The following is a 15,712-nucleotide window of genomic DNA, read 5'->3' as shown; positions in this document are numbered from 1 at the left end:
TACTGATTTTCCTAAACCCTAATACTCACTCCCTTGGCAGAGGCTTTACTATCGGCATCAAAATAAAAATCGATTCGCCCTACATTGATACCGTAGCAGCCCACTTGGTTCACCAGTACTGAATTGCCGTTTTGGTTGATACGCACATCGGGCTGGTCCAAAAAGGTGTGGGTATGCCCACCAATGATAAGGTCGGTGTGGTACGTTTGCTGTGCCAATCGAGTATCGCACGGTCTATCCGGTTCTTTGTAGTCATAACCCAAATGAGAGAGGCAAACGATCAAATCACATTGTTCCTCCTCTTTGAGTCTTTTTTCCATGTCCAAGGCGATATCAAAAGGATCCAGATATTGGGTTTCCTTGTACAGTTTTTTGGTTACCAGACCATCTAACTCTATCCCGAGTCCGTAAACGCCTATTTTTAGGCCATCCACAGTATAAATTTTGTAAGGCTTCACGTAACCATCCATTACGGTATTGGAAAAGTCGTAATTGGCAGAGATCATTTCAAAGGAGGCATTGGGCATTTGGGCCAATAAGCCATCAATTCCATTATCAAAATCATGATTGCCCACCGTGGCGGCATCATAGTTAAGGGCGCTCATTAGTTTAAACTCCAATTCACCACCATAAAAGTTAAAATAGGGAGTGCCTTGAAAAATATCCCCGGCATCAAACAGCAGCGTGTTCGGATTTTCGTTGCGAATTTGTTCCACTAAAGTGGCCCTGCGGGCCACTCCGCCCAAATTAGCATATTTGGAATGGGAATTGGGAAAAGAGTCGATATGGCTGTGCACATCGTTGGTGTGCAAAATCGTGATATGCTTTTTGCCCAGGTTGGTGCATGAGGCCAAGCTAAGGCCGCCAAGCCCCACCAATGTGGAGGCAGCGGTGGTATTGGTTATAAAATCTCTTCTTTTCATTTAATCCAATTGTTTTATGCGGTCGTCTACTTCAGATTTTAGGGTATCCACTTTTTTTAGGTGGTCGATGATGGCATTACGTAGAAGATAATCGATTTCTGTCGTAGAAACGATTTCGTCGAAAAAGCCAACGCTCGGACCTCCATTTACCAAGTAATCGGAGGTGGCCACGTAGTAATTTCGACTTTCATCAAAAGGTTGCCCTTTAATATTTACGGACTCCAAGGAACGGTTTTTGTCCGTTAAAATCTGTAATCGCGAAACGGGGTGGGGTCTCGAAGATTTGGCTACAAAATCAATAAGTTTCCTAGCGGCCGAACCGCTCAGTTCTACCACTACGATATAGTTTTCAAAAGGCATTACTTCATATGCGTTTCTTGCACTTACGTTGCCCTGCGAAATTATGGAGCGAACACCCCCGGCGTTAAGTACAACAAAATCCAGTTCTTTTCCGGTTCTGGAATTAAATACGGGCGCAGTTTCTTCAAAAACGATATCCGCCATTAGGTTGCCCATGGATGTGTTTCGTTTCCCATCGTTCAATAAAAGAGGTTGGGGGGCGTAGGCCAATGTACTGTCCAGTACTTCATTTATCCTACTTCGGAAAGGAGCAATATACTTTTCAATGGAGTCGTTTCCGGTAAAGGTGGTGTCCACAGGAATCTGCTTACCCTTGATTTCTGTTAGTTGGACAGCATCATTTTTGCATGAAACCACAACAATTAATGTTATAAATATAACAAAGTGTTTAATTTTTAAAATCTTCACAAGCGTATCTTTGTTAAGTCGTCTTGGTATAATATTTACCTTTGTAAAAATCATCAAAAATATGTTTTTGAAAGGACTCCAAGACAAATTTAAAGTTAAATCCGGGCTAAAATATTTAAAGGAGGAAATGGAAAAACCTCCTAAGTCCGTGACCAGGGAGAAGGGAGTTGCCAGCATTGGCTGTATAGTGGATGTGGACAATTTCTCCAAAGCGGAGGTCTTTTATGAACTGATCGAAGAGTTTTCGTTAAGGCCCAATGCCATTAAGATCATAGGCTATAAAAGTGAGTACGATAAAAACTCGCCCTACGCCATTCAAATGTTTTCGGACAAAGATCTTGGCTGGAAAGGGCAAATAGAAAATGGCTATGTTCTTGAGTTTTTGGGACGGGAGTACGATATCCTTATCAATTATTACGAAAGAGATAGTTTAATGATGAAGCTGTTGTCCGTTAAAACACCTGCCCGGCTAAAGGTCGGTCTCGCTGCCCAAGACCCCAAGGTCAACGATTTGATTTTAAATACACCCTTGAACGATTTTGAATTGTTCAAGAGCGAATTAAAAAAGTATTTAAAGGTCTTAAAAGAAATTTAATAAAATGGAGCAGTTTGTTGGAACAGGTGTGGCCTTGGTCACTCCTTTCAAAGATGATTTTTCGGTGGATGCAAATGCACTGGCAAAAATTGTTGAATACAATATTCAGGGCGGCACGGATTATTTGGTGGTATTGGGCACAACGGCCGAAACGGCCACACTTTCCCCGGCCGATAAACAATTGGTGGTCGATGTTGTAGTACGGACCAACGCGGGTAGACTGCCGTTGGTTTTGGGTGTTGGCGGGAACAATACGATGGCTGTGGTCAAAGATCTGCAAATGTTAGATCTTTCCGATTTTGATGCGATCTTATCTGTTTCGCCCTATTACAACAAACCAACACAGGAAGGGATTTATCAACACTTTAAAAAGATTGCCAGCACATCGCCCGTTCCAATAATCCTCTATAATGTACCCTCGAGGACAGGAAGCAACATGTTGCCCGAGACAACGTTGAGATTGGCACAGGATTTTCCCAACATTGTGGCCATAAAAGAAGCATGCGGGGAATTGGCTCAGATAGATAAGATCATTCAACAAAAACCAGAGGGTTTTTTGGTGATTTCCGGAGACGATTCCACAGCTTTACCTACCGTTCTGGCAGGTGGGTCCGGTGTGATTTCCGTTTTGGGCCAAGGTTTGCCCTCCCTTTTTTCTGAAATGATACAATTGGGATTGGATGGTAGCGCCAAGAAAGCATTTCAAATCCATCATACATTATCTCCGTTGATGGGTCAGATTTTTGAAGAAGGAAACCCGGCAGGAATCAAAAGTATCTTCGAACATAAGGGAATCAGCACAGCCGCTGTTAGGTTGCCATTGGTCGAAGCCTCCCAAAACCTTAAGGAGAAAATCAACAATTCATTGAAAAAACTGGACAAGGCCGCTGTTTAAAAATAGTTAAATGTTGCACAAATTGTTGTGTGTTGGCCAATGTACCCTTTACATTTGAGAGGTAAAATTCATTTTTTATATCCATTCAATATCACTAATTTTGCAAAATGTTTTTGAAAATGAGGTCAATACTTCTCTTCTGTTTAGTAGCAGTTTTTCTCGTATCCTGCAGCGAGTACCAAAAGGTACTTAAGGAAACCGATGTAAAGGCCAAGTACGATATGGCCGAAAAACTTTATAACGAAGGTGATTTTAAAAGAGCGGTGCGTCTGTTCGAACAGATAGCGCCAAAGTATGTGGGCAAACCACAAGGGGAGAGGGTTATGTTTTTCTTTGCGGATTCTTATTTCAAGAACAAGGATTATTATTTGGCCGGATACCAGTTCGAACGTTTTGTAAAGTCGTATCCACGTAGCGATAAAATCCAAGAAGCCAGTTTCTTGGGCGCAAAAAGCTATTATATGCTTTCCCCGAGGTATTCGCTGGATCAGTCGGAAACAGATAAGGCATTGGCAAAACTCCAGACATTCATCAATAATTATTCGGAATCGGAGTATTTTGAGGAAGCCAATACAATGGCCAAGGAGTTAACGGCGAAAAAAGAAAAGAAACAAATTGAGATTGCCAAGCAGTTCAATAAACTGGGAGAATTTAACTTGCCGGTTTTGGTTTCCGCCATCACCGCATTCGACAATTTTATCACAGATAATCCAGGTTCCATTTACAGGGAAGAAGCGCTATACTACAGGATAGAAGCTTCCACTCTGTTGGCATTGAACAGTACGGAGGATAAGAAAAAGGAGCGCTTGGAAGACGCGCTCAGTTCCTATAAAAATTTAATGCGTTATTTTCCAGAAACGCAGTTTAAGAAAGAAGCTGATAAGCTCGCGGAAACAGTTCGAGAAGAATTGAGCGCTTATCAAAATACCACATTGTCCAAATAAAAATTAGTTTTTAAACCACTGCACATGCAAGATTTGAAAAACACCAAGGCACCGGTTTCCACTGTTACTCTTAACAAAAACGAGTTCGACGCAAAGACCGAAAATGTTTATGAAGCCATTTCGATTGTGGCAAAAAGAGCGGTTCAGATCAACTCCGATATTAAAAAAGAGTTGTTGGAAAAGCTAGAGGAATTTGCCACGTACAGCGATAGCTTGGAAGAGGTATTCGAAAACAAGGAGCAAATAGAGGTTTCCAAGTTTTACGAGAAACTGCCAAAACCACATGCGCTTGCCGTACAAGAGTGGTTGGAAGATAAAATCTACCATAGAAACACAGAGAAAGACTCTTAAGTAATGCTGGGCGGTAAAAATATCCTTTTGGGAATTTCCGGGGGAATTGCCGCGTACAAAACCACATTTCTGGTAAGGTTACTGATCAAAGCTGGTGCACAGGTCAAAGTTGTTATGACCCAGAGCGCCAGCTCTTTTGTTTCTCCACTTACACTTTCCACCCTTTCCAAAAATCCGGTCTTGCTCGATTTTATAAATGAGGAAGACGGGAGTCTGTCATGGAACAACCACGTGGAACTTGGCCTTTGGGCGGATATCATGATCATAGCCCCGGCCACGGCCAATACCCTTTCCAAAATGGCCAATGGAACCTGCGACAACCTGTTGTTGGCCACATATTTGTCAGCTAAATGTCCGGTGTATTTTGCACCGGCGATGGATTTGGATATGTACAAGCACCCTTCTACCGAGGCTTCTATAAAAAAACTGGAATCCTATGGAAACAGTTTGATTCCTGCCGAGTCTGGCGAACTTGCCAGTGGTTTGCATGGCGAAGGCCGAATGGCAGAACCTGAAAATATACTTTCTTTTGTTCAAAATGATTTAAGCAAAGGACTTCCTTTGTCTGGCAAGCAAGTATTGATTACCGCAGGACCAACACACGAGGCAATCGACCCTGTTCGCTTTTTGGGCAATCGTTCTACTGGCACCATGGGTTTTGAATTGGCCAAGAAAGCGGCCGACTTGGGGGCAAATGTAATTTTAGTGTCAGGTCCAACGCATTTGAACGTAAATCATAATAATATCCAATTGATTCGGGTGGCCTCTGCACAAAATATGTACGAAGCCTGTCACGAACACTATGGGGATGCCGACATTGCTATATGTGCTGCCGCGGTTGCAGATTATCGTCCTAAGTCCATTGCTTCGGAAAAATTGAAGAAGAAGGACGACGATTTAAATATTGAACTGGAACGTACACCGGATATTCTAATGTCGCTTGGAGAGGCCAAGACCACCCAGTTCTTGGTAGGTTTTGCCTTGGAGACCCAAAATGAGCTTGAAAATGCCAAAAACAAACTCAAAAGAAAGAATTTGGACGGCATTGTGCTAAATTCATTAAAAGACGATGGTGCGGGATTTGGGGGGCACACGAATAAAATTACCTTTATAGATAAGAATTCGGGGATAAAAACGTTTGATTTGAAAACGAAGCCCGAAGTGGCTTCCGATATTTGGGAAGAAATTATCTCCAGAATCCATGCGTAACATACTTTTTGTCATTTTTCTTTTGTTTGCTGTCTTAAGGGCCTATGCACAGGAACTCAATTGTCAGGTCACTGTAAACTCGGACCAAGTAGGGCAGACCAATCAGCAGATATTCAGGACACTGGAGCGTTCGCTCAACGATTTTGTGAACAAGACCAAATGGACGAATAGGGTGTACAGGGAAAACGAACGGGTCAATGCCCGTATGTTCATCACGGTTACCCAATACGAATCGGACCGTTTCGAGGCCAATATCCAAATACAGTCCACCAGACCGGTGTTCAATACATCTTACGAAAGCCCTGTTTTTAATTACAAGGACAATGCCTTTAATTTTCAATATCAGGAATTTCAGCCTTTGGTATACAACCCAAACTCATTCGATTCCAATTTGGTTGCGGTAATTTCGTATTATGTTTATGTTATGTTGGGTTTGGATGCCGATACCTTTTCTTTGGAAGGGGGCAACGATTTTTATCGTAGGGCGCAGAATATCGTAACTCAGGCACAAAGTTCCAGTTATAGTGGATGGAGTCAAGAAACCGGGGATAGGAGCCGTTTTGAACTTGTGGACAATCTTTTGAGCAATTCTTTCAGGGAGTATCGGATTGCCATGTACAATTACCACAGAAAAGGACTCGATATTTTGGCGGACAATAACAGTACGGGAAAACAAATCATTATGGGGAGCCTTCGCCTGTTCGAAACATTGATCAGTAGAAGACCGAACGCATTTTTGATTCAAACTTTTTTCGATGCCAAATCCGAGGAAATCCAAAACATCTTTTCCGATGGCCCCAAGGTGGACGTTGTAAAACTTAAAGAAACCTTGAACAAGGTAGCCCCATTTTACTCTAGCACTTGGAATGAGATAAAATACTAGGGCAGTTCTATAAAGAGGATTATCTTTACGGATAAATTCTTCAATATTGTTAGCAAATCTTTCCATTCAAAATTATGCGCTCATCGATGATGTAAGTGTGTCATTTTTCGACGGTTTTACAACAATTACCGGGGAGACCGGAGCAGGAAAATCAATACTGTTGGCAGGTTTGTCCCTAGTTTTGGGAAAACGAGCCGACTTATCCTCTCTAAAAAACAAGGACCAAAAATGTGTGATTGAAGCTGAATTCGATATATCCAAATACCAGCTTAAATCATTTTTTGAGGGAAATGACCTTGATTATGAGGAAACCACTATCCTGCGCAGGGAAATATTGCCCAGTGGCAAATCCAGGGCGTTTGTAAACGATTCCCCTGTTACCCTTGATGTAATGCGATCGTTGGGCGATCAATTGGTAGATGTACATTCCCAGCACCAGACCATGCGGCTTACCGATAACGATTTTCAGATGAAGGTGCTCGATGCCCTTGCAAACAATGCAGAATATCTTTCTAATTATGCAAAGGCATTGGATGAGCTGAAAAAGGTGTCGAAAGAACTCCAAAAATTAGTGGATTTCCAGTCCGAGGCGTATAAAGAGCAGGATTACAATACCTTTTTGTTGAAAGAGCTTGAGGATGCCAAGTTAAAGGAAGGTATGCAGGAAGAACTGGAGGAGGAATATGAGCAACTGAACAATGTGGAACAGATTATGGAGCAATTGTCCGCAGGGCATCAGTTGTTGAACGATGAGCAATTAGGGGTCGTGGGGCGCCTAACTGACCTAAAACGGGCATTCCAAGGCTTAGTGGATTTTGGAACTGACTATAAAACATTGTATGATAGAATTCAATCCGTTCTGATCGAGACCGATGATATTGCTTCGGAACTGGAACGATTAAAAGATGGAGTGGAGGCCGATCCGGAACGGTTGGAAGTGGTTAACGGTCAATTGCAAAAATTATACGATCTTCAGAAAAAACACCATACCGATTCGGTAACGGATTTAATCGAAATTCGCGAGGAACTGGCCAAAAAGGTCGAGACCGTGGCCAATATCGAAGATAGTATAGGACAAAAACGAGAAGAGGTAGATATGCTCACGCAAAAAACTGATGCTTGGGCAAAAAAAATAAGTGAAGGCAGAAAAGCTGTAATTCCAAAATTGAACGAAAGGCTGCAAAAAAACCTGGCATCGCTCGGCATGCCGTCCGCTACATTTAAAATTGAGGTAAACTCTTCTAAATCATTTAAAACCAACGGAAAAGACGATTTGGTATTTTTGTTTTCAGCTAATAAAGGTTCAAATTATGGAGAGTTGAAAAAGGTAGCTTCGGGAGGGGAAATGTCCCGTATTATGTTGACGATAAAATCCATTTTGGCGGAATATGAGAGTTTGCCGACCATGATGTTTGATGAAATAGATACGGGCGTCTCAGGTGAAATATCCAACCGTATGGGGGAAATTATGCAACAAATGAGTAGTACCATGCAGGTGTTCTCTATTACGCACTTGCCGCAGGTAGCATCTAAAGGAAGCTATCAATTTAAAGTTTACAAACAAGAAAGCTCGGAAGGTACAAGTACGCACATTAAACAATTGAGCAAGGATGAGCGTATCCAGGAATTGGCAGAGATGTTGGGGGGCAAGTCCTTATCCGAATCCGCCTTGGCACACGCCAGGGAGCTGCTGCAGTAAAACCATGGGATTTATAGAAATTTCACTATCAAAATTGTTGATCACTACCTTGTATTTAGCTCAGTGCCTTATTAAAAAAAGCATCTGAAGATGTTATATGTACAAACAAGTTGAGTAGGACAGGAATCTAAATACTTGTGCAGGATTAACATTCAATTAGTTTAAATATCTTTGTCGAACAATTAACAATCGCAAAAAATTATGGCATACAATCTTTTAAAAGGTAAAAAAGGAATCATTTTTGGGGCTTTGGATTCGAATTCCATTGCTTGGAAAACCGCAGAACGCGTTCATGAAGAAGGAGGTGAGTTTGTTTTGACCAATGCACCCATTGCCATGCGAATGGGACAAATAAACGAATTGGCAGAAAAGACCAACTCTCAGATTGTTCCTGCAGATGCCACCAACGAGGAAGATTTGAAAAATCTCGTTGAGCAGTCCATGGAAATTTTGGGCGGAAAACTGGATTTTGTGCTACATTCCATCGGAATGTCCGTAAACGTTCGAAAAGGAAGACATTACACGGACGAGAACTATAGCTTTACCGAAAAGGGTTGGGATGTGTCCGCATTGTCTTTTCACAAAGTAATGCAATCGCTATACAAAGCTGAGGCCATGAACGAGTGGGGGAGTATTGTTGCCTTGACCTATATGGCGGCTCAAAGAACATTTCCGGACTATAACGATATGGCCGATAACAAGGCGTACTTGGAGTCGGTTGCAAGAAGTTTTGGATACTTTTTTGGAAAAGAACACAAAGTAAGGGTGAATACCATTTCGCAATCACCGACACCCACTACGGCAGGACAAGGGGTTAAAGGCTTTGATGGATTTATCAACTATGCGGAGAAAATGTCACCCTTGGGCAACGCATCAGCAGACGATTGTGCAAATTATACGGTATCTCTTTTCTCTGATCTTACCAAAAAGGTTACCATGCAGAACCTATTCCATGATGGTGGATTCTCCAATACAGGTGTAAGCCAAGAGGTGATCGATGAATTTTCAAAGTAAGATTACATTCCAATAAATCAAGATCAATTCGAGCGTAGCCCAAATATTTGTCAAACCAGGCAATGAAATTTTGGATTACGCTCGTACTGATGTTTCGCCACAGAACCTCGCTTTTTGATGAACACATTTTTTTCCATAATAGTTCCGGTTTACAATAGGCCCGAAGAGGTTCGTGAGCTATTGGAAAGCTTGCAATCGCAGAATTATGCCGAGGATTTTGAAGTGGTTATTGTGGAGGACGGATCTGCCGATAGTTCTGAGCAAATTGTAAACTCTTTTCGGGAAAACCTTCAGATTTCCTATTATTTCAAAGAAAATTCCGGGCCTGGCGACTCCAGAAACTACGGAATGGAACGCGCAAAAGGGAATTACTTTATAGTTTTGGATTCGGATTGTATTCTTCCCAAACAATATTTGTCCGAGGTCGATAAAGAACTTAAAAAAGAGTTTGTCCATTGTTTTGGCGGTCCTGATGCCGCCGACACTTCTTTTACTACAATTCAGAAGGCCATCAATTATGTAATGACTTCTTTTTTGACCACAGGAGGTATTCGTGGGGGCAAAAAAGCAGTAGGCAAATTTCAGCCCCGTAGCTTTAACATGGGTATTTCCCGAGAGGCTTTCGAAAAGGCCGGAGGGTTTGGCAGGATTCATCCCGGAGAAGACCCTGACCTTACTTTTCGAATTTGGAAAGCAGGTTTTGATACAAGGTTGTTTCCAGATGCCTACGTCTACCACAAGAGGCGTATCGATTGGAACAAATTTTATATTCAGGTGAATAAATTTGGCAGTGTACGCCCCATTTTGAACAAATGGCACCCCGGAACGGCGAAACCGACCTATTGGTTCCCTACTTTGTTCATATTGGGACTGAGTGTTGCGATCATTCTTTCAATCTTTGGACTTTGGTTGCCATTATTGCTCTATGTATTCTATTTTTCGATCCTGTTTTTGGATGCATTGATCAAAAGTAAAAACCTAATTGTGTCATTTTTGGCCATATTTGCTGCTTTAATTCAGTTTACCGGATATGGAATTGGTTTTTTCAAGTCCACAATGTTGCTTAACTTTAGTAGTAAGGAGCCAGAGGAACTGTTTCCAAAATTGTTTTTCAAGAAAAAGTAAAAGTGTTCAAAAGGGTATTGCATGGCCTCAATAAAAAGAAAGTGAAGGTGTTTTCACTTTTCTTGTTATGCTCATTTTTGGCATGGTTTATCAGTAATCTTTCCGAAACCTATGAGTCCCGGACAATTTTTACATTAAATTATCGCAATTTGCCAGATTCATTATTGTTGGGTAAGAATGCCGAAAATCAAATAGAAGCAAAACTACGGACCAGTGGATTCCAGTTTTTATACTATAAAATTTTTAAACGACGAATTGATGTGGACCTGTCCCAAGTAATTTATAGCAATGGCGGTTATGTTATAGGCGAAGATGCCCTCAAAAAGCAAATGGATCAGCAATTGTCCCAAAATATTTCTCTGTTGGAATTGGACAGGGACCCGTTGGAAGTAGATCTGTACCAAGTGAATTCCAGAAAAATACCAATACAGCCTAAATTGGACCTTAAGCTTAAACAGAATTATATTTTGGACGGTAAAATCTCAATGTCTCCCGATTCTGTGGTGGTCAAGGGGCCTAAAAATGAAATCGATACTATTCAAACCATAAAAACCGCTGTTGTTCAGCTTAGTGATGTAAGCGCGGATTTTTCGAGAACTGTATCCCTGACTTTTCCAAAAGGTCTTGACAATAGTATTTTTTCGATCTCCACCGCTACAATGAGTGGCAAGGTGTCCAAGTTTTCTGAAAAAATATTCGAGGTTCCGATCAATGTCGTTAACGTTCCGGAAGGCTATCAGATTAAAACCTTCCCGAATACCGTCACCATACTTTGTAAGGCCACTATAGATAGATTGAAGGAAATCGCCGCATCTGACTTCGAAGTTGTGGCCGATTACGAACAACTGGCAGGTTCCGGCAGTAGCACCTTGTTTCTGGATGTGGTACAGAGCCCTCTAAAAGTATATGATATTAAATTGGAAGATAACAGTGTAAACTTTGTTTTGGAACAACAATGATGATAGTTGGACTTACAGGGGGTATAGGCAGCGGTAAGAGCACAGTGGCCAAAATGTTCAAGGAGCTTGGAGTGCCCGTGTACGATTCGGATAAAGAAGCCAAAAAGTTGATGGTGGACTCCAAAGAAGTAAGATTCAAAATTGAGCAGTTGTTGGGTAACAATGCCTATGCTAATGGCGGTTTAAACAGACAATATATTGCCGGTAAGGTGTTTAAAAGTCCGGAACTACTTCAAAAATTGAACAATATTGTGCATCCGGCAGTTAGAACCCACTTTTTGGAATGGGCCAAAACGCAAGAAAGTCCCTATGTAATCCAAGAGACTGCATTGATATTTGAGAACGGGGCACAAGAAAAATATGACCGTACCATTTTGGTGACCGCTCCGGTCGAAAATCGAATTCAAAGGGTCATCGATAGGGACAATGTGGGCAAGCAAGCGGTTTTGGACCGAATGGAAAATCAGCTGAACGATGAAAAAAAGCGAAGAATGGCCCATTATTCAATAGAGAACCTGGACTTGGAGAAAACCAAGGAAAAGGTTAAAGAACTACACCTCAAACTTTTAGCAATGGCCATTAAATTTTAACATTTATGTTAAGTTTTGGTTAAACGCTCAAATTACTAAATGTTAAATTTTTAATTTTACCCCAATGAACAAGAAGCTATTCGTTCTTCTGGTTGTTCTTATGAGCTTATCCCTTTTAGGGATAATTTTTGTGCAGGTATATTGGATTCGAACATCCATAAACGACAAGGAAGAACAATTCTCAAGAACAGTTACGGACATACTGGATAAAGTAGCGAGTAGGGTGGAGAAACGGGAGATGAAGGAATACTCGGACCGTTTGGCTTCTCTTGCAGATAGTGTTGGTGAGCCAAAAAGTGCCCATTACAAAAATTTTATGTTTGTAGAAAGGGACCTTAATTCGGACGAAATCCTTTTCTACTCACATGGTATCCTGGAAGAAGATTACACAATAACCTCGGCGTTCTTTGATAATGGATTGGGTGGAAACGATTCCACTACATTTAAAAACTTTACCAGCCGAAGAACCAAAAGTGTTTTTAAGGAAGAATTTGGTATTGATGGTAAAAGCTATAGTTTAACTCCAATTGAGAAAGTAACCAATATCGGTAAACTCGACAAAATTGAGTTGGCTGCATGGGAAGATGTGTTTATGGAGTATTCCAAAACACAACCCATACACAAACGGGTTTCCAATCAAGAACTGGAACTTCTCCTTGGTCAAGAATTGAGCAATAGGAATATTGATATCGATTACGAATATGGTGTTTACAGTCAAGGCTATCCTACTAAAATAAGATCCAGAAAGTTTAAGTTCTCTGGCTCTAAAATGTACAAAGCCCCAATTTTCAAGGATAGTGAGGGAGTTTCCAATTTCTCATTGCTGTTAACCTTCCCGAGTATGAAGAAATACATATTCAGTTCGGTGATGGGAATGGCCGTATTGTCCTTTGTGTTCACGTTGGTAATTTTATTGGCGTATTCCAGTGCCATTTACCAGTTGATCAAACAAAAACGGATTTCGGAGATCAAATCCGATTTTATCAACAACATGACACACGAGTTTAAAACGCCCATTGCCACCATAAATTTAGCGGTAGAGGCCATTAGGAACCCAAAATCCATTGAGGATAAGGAGAAGGTGTTACGATATTTGGGCATGATTCGTGATGAGAACAAGCGCATGCATGCGCAAGTAGAAAATGTGCTGAGAATATCCAAGTTGGAGAAAAACCAATTGGACATAAGTAAAGATAGGGTAAACATGCACGATATTATAACCGATGCCATCGCCCATATCGAGTTGATTGTTCAGGATAGAGGGGGGTATGTAAATGCCCATCTCGATGCAGAAAGATCGGAGGTTTTGGCCAACGATATGCACTTGACCAATGTGGTGGTCAATATTTTGGACAATGCCGTAAAATATTCACCGGAAACACCAAAGATTGATGTGTTTACCGAAGTGGCAAAGAACAGCATAATAATAAGAGTACAAGATCAAGGCTCGGGAATGAGCAAGGCAGTACTCAAAAAAGTATTTGAAAAATTTTACCGGGAACATACCGGCGATATACACAACGTTAAAGGTCACGGATTGGGATTGGCCTACGTAAAACGAATAATAGACGATCATCAAGGCGAGGTTTATGCCGAAAGTGAAAAAGGAAAAGGAAGCACTTTCTTTATAAAACTCCCTTTAATTTAAAAAGCGAACTATGGATACAGAGAAAAAGAAGATACTATTAGTGGAGGACGATCCAAATTTTGGAATTGTGCTAAAAGATTATTTGAACATGAACGACTTTGATGTTGTTCTGGCCAAAAACGGAATGGAAGGTTTCGAAAAATTCAAAAAGGACAATTTTGATGTTTGTATTTTGGACGTAATGATGCCTTATAAAGACGGATTTACCCTAGCACGGGAAATCCGTGAAAAGAACGAAAATGTTCCGATCATCTTTTTAACGGCCAAGACCATGAAAGAAGATGTATTGAAAGGATATAAAGCAGGTGCGGACGATTATTTGAACAAACCTTTCGATTCTGAAGTATTGCTTATGAAGTTGAAGGCGATTCTGCAAAGAAAAGCCTCTAGTTCCTTGGCCGACAGCAAACAGTTCGAGTTCGAAATTGGAAACTTCCATTTAAACTCCAAACTACGTTTTCTAAAATATAAAGAAGAGGAGCCCATTAAACTATCACCAAAAGAAAATGAACTTTTACGTTTGTTGGCGCTTCATGAGAATGATCTAATGCCACGAGAATTGGCACTAACAAAGATTTGGAGAGATGACAACTACTTTACATCGAGGAGTATGGATGTTTATATCGCCAAGTTGAGAAAATACCTTAAGAAAGACGATTTGGTCGAGATTTTGAATATTCACGGCGAAGGTTTTAGACTTGTGGTAAAAGCCGAAAACGAGCAATAAAAAAGGTTTTCATACCAAAAAAAGCCACCTTTTATGGTGGCTTTTTTTATGCAAAGGCATAAATTATAGAAACGGTTAGTACCCCAACAAAAGCCAATATAGTGGTCATTATGGTCCAAGAACGGAAGGTCTGCTTTTCCGTTATGCCCAAATACTGACCGACCAGCCAGAAACCACTATCGTTGACATGCGAAAATATACTGGCGCCGGATGCAATTGCAATAACCAAACAGGCAAGTTCAATAGAGTTTAAACTGCTATTGACCAATAAGGGGGAAACCAAACCTGCCGCGGTAATCATGGCAACTGTGGACGAACCCTGAACAATACGGACTATAGCAGCACTAATAAAGGCAAAGGCCAAAACAGGAATTCCTGCATTACTCAAAGAGGAGGCTAAAAGTTCGCCTGCCCCTGTATCTGTCAACACTTGTTTAAAAACGCCTCCTGCACCCGTCAAAAGGATTATGGTTCCTGCTGGGGCCAAGGATTTGGTGGATATCTTTAATAGTTGGTCTTTGGTAAATCCTTTTTTTAGCCCAAAAAAGTACCAGGCCAATAAGTTCGCAATGATCAATGCAGAAAATGGATGGCCGACCAATGCGGTAATATTCAATAAATTGGTATTTAAAGTTCCAAAAGTTCCCGCAGAAGCCATTGTATTCAACAAAATCAAAACGATGGGCAGCCCTATAATTAGTAATACTTGAGTAATTGGGGGGAGTTTAGGATGGTTTTCTTCTTCAATTCCTTCCGGTGCCGCAACAAATATCTTTTTCGAAATGTGTTTTCCGAACCATAGCCCGGCGATCAATGCTGTTGGAATTCCTGCGGCAAAGCCCATCAATATTACCCAGCCCAGATCTACTCCAATAATGTCGGCCACTGCTATTGGTCCTGGTGTTGGTGGGATAAAAGCGTGAGTAATAGCCAAACCTGCCAACAGGGGTATGGCATATAGGAGAAGTGATTTACCGGTCCTACGCTGTAGGGCATAGATCATGGGGACCAATATGATAAAAGCTACATCGAAAAAAACGGGAATAGCAATCAGAAAACCTGAAATTACCATAGCTGAAGGAGCTTTTTTTAATCCAAACTTGGCAACCATAAAATCGGCAATGGCCTTTGCACCGCCCGATGTTTCCAATATTCCACCAAAAATAGCGCCCAAACCTACCACCGTTGCCACAAAACCCAAGGTCCCGCCCATCCCTTTCTGTAGCGTTCCGATGATCTGGCCGGCATCCAGCCCGGCAATAAGGCCAACGGTAATACTACCGATCAATAAAGCAACGAACGCGTGAATGCGGAGCTTTAAAATCAGGAATAATAGAATGGCTATTCCAATAAGAACGGCCAACAGTAGATTAATTTCCATG

The 15,712-nt window shown here is 41.3% G+C and carries 16 protein-coding genes; 13 read left to right on the top strand and 3 right to left on the bottom strand.

All coding sequences use genetic code 11. The annotated features are described in order from the left end of the window. Window positions 1-11 precede the first annotated feature (11 nt). Together AB9K32_RS06165 and AB9K32_RS06160 are read right to left on the bottom strand one after the other, a co-directional pair. Window positions 12-923, bottom strand: coding sequence for a metallophosphatase (locus tag AB9K32_RS06165; RefSeq protein ID WP_224836692.1), 912 nt, complete (start codon window positions 921-923; stop codon window positions 12-14). Beyond that, a complete protein-coding gene (locus tag AB9K32_RS06160) occupies window positions 924-1,640 on the bottom strand; it encodes a 5'-nucleotidase (RefSeq protein WP_338195547.1) in 717 nt (238 codons plus the stop codon). Between the two features lie 112 nt (window positions 1,641-1,752). On the opposite strand from AB9K32_RS06160, the gene AB9K32_RS06155 reads away from it, so the two are divergent. The 13 genes from AB9K32_RS06155 to AB9K32_RS06095 all read left to right on the top strand — a co-directional run bounded on the left by AB9K32_RS06155 (window position 1,753) and on the right by AB9K32_RS06095 (window position 14,330). Continuing rightward, window positions 1,753-2,286 carry a hypothetical protein gene (locus tag AB9K32_RS06155; RefSeq protein WP_224836694.1) on the top strand — a complete coding sequence of 178 codons (534 nt, stop codon included), beginning with the start codon at window positions 1,753-1,755 and terminating at the stop codon, window positions 2,284-2,286. A gap of 4 nt (window positions 2,287-2,290) precedes the next feature. Next, window positions 2,291-3,181, top strand: a complete 891-nt coding sequence (gene dapA / locus AB9K32_RS06150; protein WP_369884671.1) for a 4-hydroxy-tetrahydrodipicolinate synthase — start codon at window positions 2,291-2,293, stop codon at window positions 3,179-3,181. A gap of 107 nt (window positions 3,182-3,288) precedes the next feature. Beyond that, complete coding sequence (locus AB9K32_RS06145; protein WP_369884670.1) at window positions 3,289-4,125, top strand: outer membrane protein assembly factor BamD; 837 nt, start codon at window positions 3,289-3,291, stop codon at window positions 4,123-4,125. A gap of 24 nt (window positions 4,126-4,149) precedes the next feature. Continuing rightward, a complete protein-coding gene (locus tag AB9K32_RS06140; RefSeq protein ID WP_224836697.1) occupies window positions 4,150-4,476 on the top strand; it encodes a DNA-directed RNA polymerase subunit omega in 327 nt (108 codons plus the stop codon). A 3-nt stretch (window positions 4,477-4,479) separates the two neighbouring features. Further along, a complete protein-coding gene (gene coaBC, locus AB9K32_RS06135) occupies window positions 4,480-5,685 on the top strand; it encodes a bifunctional phosphopantothenoylcysteine decarboxylase/phosphopantothenate--cysteine ligase CoaBC (protein ID WP_369884669.1) in 1,206 nt (401 codons plus the stop codon). Beyond that, a complete protein-coding gene (locus tag AB9K32_RS06130) occupies window positions 5,678-6,568 on the top strand; it encodes a DUF4835 family protein (RefSeq protein ID WP_369884668.1) in 891 nt (296 codons plus the stop codon). The genes coaBC and AB9K32_RS06130 overlap by 8 nt, the downstream gene beginning before the upstream one ends. Window positions 6,569-6,614: 46 nt before the next feature. Next, complete coding sequence (gene recN, locus AB9K32_RS06125) at window positions 6,615-8,267, top strand: DNA repair protein RecN (RefSeq protein WP_369884667.1); 1,653 nt, start codon at window positions 6,615-6,617, stop codon at window positions 8,265-8,267. 201 nt (window positions 8,268-8,468) lie between these two features. Beyond that, on the top strand, window positions 8,469-9,281 hold the full coding sequence (locus AB9K32_RS06120; RefSeq protein ID WP_252079930.1) for an enoyl-ACP reductase: 813 nt from the start codon (window positions 8,469-8,471) through the stop codon (window positions 9,279-9,281). 117 nt (window positions 9,282-9,398) lie between these two features. Beyond that, window positions 9,399-10,406, top strand: coding sequence for a glycosyltransferase family 2 protein (locus AB9K32_RS06115; RefSeq protein WP_369884666.1), 1,008 nt, complete (start codon window positions 9,399-9,401; stop codon window positions 10,404-10,406). A gap of 149 nt (window positions 10,407-10,555) precedes the next feature. Then, window positions 10,556-11,365, top strand: a complete 810-nt coding sequence (locus tag AB9K32_RS06110; protein ID WP_369884665.1) for a YbbR-like domain-containing protein — start codon at window positions 10,556-10,558, stop codon at window positions 11,363-11,365. Further along, window positions 11,362-11,955 (top strand): dephospho-CoA kinase, encoded by a 594-nt coding sequence (gene coaE / locus AB9K32_RS06105; protein ID WP_224836704.1) that lies wholly within the window; start codon window positions 11,362-11,364, stop codon window positions 11,953-11,955. The genes AB9K32_RS06110 and coaE overlap by 4 nt, the downstream gene beginning before the upstream one ends. Before the next feature lie 64 nt (window positions 11,956-12,019). After that, a complete protein-coding gene (locus tag AB9K32_RS06100) occupies window positions 12,020-13,603 on the top strand; it encodes a sensor histidine kinase (RefSeq protein ID WP_369884664.1) in 1,584 nt (527 codons plus the stop codon). Window positions 13,604-13,613: 10 nt separating this feature from the next. Next, a complete protein-coding gene (locus AB9K32_RS06095; protein WP_224836706.1) occupies window positions 13,614-14,330 on the top strand; it encodes a response regulator transcription factor in 717 nt (238 codons plus the stop codon). A 46-nt stretch (window positions 14,331-14,376) separates the two neighbouring features. Here AB9K32_RS06095 and AB9K32_RS06090 read toward each other — a convergent pair whose 3' ends face one another. After that, window positions 14,377-15,711 (bottom strand): GntP family permease, encoded by a 1,335-nt coding sequence (locus AB9K32_RS06090; RefSeq protein ID WP_369884663.1) that lies wholly within the window; start codon window positions 15,709-15,711, stop codon window positions 14,377-14,379. Window position 15,712 lies beyond the last annotated feature (1 nt).

Origin of the sequence: Allomuricauda sp. XS_ASV26, from assembly GCF_041224615.1 — a bacterium.
GTDB lineage: Bacteria > Bacteroidota > Bacteroidia > Flavobacteriales > Flavobacteriaceae > Flagellimonas > Flagellimonas alginolytica.
The sequence above is the reverse complement of the archived record's forward strand: the minus strand, read 5'-3'. Positions and strand labels throughout refer to the sequence as shown.

What these genes read in the sequence shown, in the direction of transcription:
- AB9K32_RS06090 (WP_369884663.1), bottom strand. Translation starts at nt 15,711, where the DNA reads ATGGAAATTAATCTACTGTTGGCCGTTCTTATTGGAATAGCCATTCTA.
- AB9K32_RS06140 (WP_224836697.1), top strand. Translation starts at nt 4,150, where the DNA reads ATGCAAGATTTGAAAAACACCAAGGCACCGGTTTCCACTGTTACTCTT.
- AB9K32_RS06095 (WP_224836706.1), top strand. Translation starts at nt 13,614, where the DNA reads ATGGATACAGAGAAAAAGAAGATACTATTAGTGGAGGACGATCCAAAT.
- AB9K32_RS06155 (WP_224836694.1), top strand. Translation starts at nt 1,753, where the DNA reads ATGTTTTTGAAAGGACTCCAAGACAAATTTAAAGTTAAATCCGGGCTA.
- AB9K32_RS06145 (WP_369884670.1), top strand. Translation starts at nt 3,289, where the DNA reads ATGTTTTTGAAAATGAGGTCAATACTTCTCTTCTGTTTAGTAGCAGTT.
- dapA (WP_369884671.1), top strand. Translation starts at nt 2,291, where the DNA reads ATGGAGCAGTTTGTTGGAACAGGTGTGGCCTTGGTCACTCCTTTCAAA.
- AB9K32_RS06120 (WP_252079930.1), top strand. Translation starts at nt 8,469, where the DNA reads ATGGCATACAATCTTTTAAAAGGTAAAAAAGGAATCATTTTTGGGGCT.
- AB9K32_RS06115 (WP_369884666.1), top strand. Translation starts at nt 9,399, where the DNA reads ATGAACACATTTTTTTCCATAATAGTTCCGGTTTACAATAGGCCCGAA.
- AB9K32_RS06165 (WP_224836692.1), bottom strand. Translation starts at nt 923, where the DNA reads ATGAAAAGAAGAGATTTTATAACCAATACCACCGCTGCCTCCACATTG.
- AB9K32_RS06100 (WP_369884664.1), top strand. Translation starts at nt 12,020, where the DNA reads ATGAACAAGAAGCTATTCGTTCTTCTGGTTGTTCTTATGAGCTTATCC.
- coaBC (WP_369884669.1), top strand. Translation starts at nt 4,480, where the DNA reads ATGCTGGGCGGTAAAAATATCCTTTTGGGAATTTCCGGGGGAATTGCC.
- coaE (WP_224836704.1), top strand. Translation starts at nt 11,362, where the DNA reads ATGATGATAGTTGGACTTACAGGGGGTATAGGCAGCGGTAAGAGCACA.
- AB9K32_RS06130 (WP_369884668.1), top strand. Translation starts at nt 5,678, where the DNA reads ATGCGTAACATACTTTTTGTCATTTTTCTTTTGTTTGCTGTCTTAAGG.